The sequence below is a fragment of the Micromonospora globosa genome, from assembly GCF_000717585.1.
Taxonomy (GTDB): Bacteria; Actinomycetota; Actinomycetes; order Mycobacteriales; family Micromonosporaceae; genus Micromonospora; species Micromonospora aurantiaca.
The window spans coordinates 1-299 of record NZ_JNZR01000107.1; the positions used below are offsets into that span (position 1 = coordinate 1).

General features: G+C 72.2%; 1 protein-coding gene. It reads right to left on the reverse strand.

The features are described from left to right. On the reverse strand, window positions 1-100 hold a 100-nt coding region (locus IF06_RS34820; protein WP_157551548.1), incomplete at its 3' end, for a serine dehydratase beta chain. Window positions 101-299: the final 199 nt, after the last annotated feature.

Consider the following 299-nt stretch of genomic DNA (forward strand, 5'->3'; position numbering starts at 1 on the left):
TCAGACCCGCCACGAACGTACGGGCGGCCCGCATCGGCCCGACGGTGTGCGAGCTGGACGGCCCGATACCGACGCTGAAAAGATCGAAAACACTGATCATTTGCTGCTTTCCTCGCCGTCGTCCCCGTTGTGCGGATCCGAGCCGGTGCGTGGGTGCCGCGCCCGCCAGGCGGGTAGACGGCCGGCGCCCGGGGTGGGGGCGCCCGACCGGCGAGCCTACCTCGCCCCCGTGAATACCCGCCCCCACTCCGCCACATACCCGCCCCGGCGCACGCGTCCGCCCCCTCCCCGTTCCACTC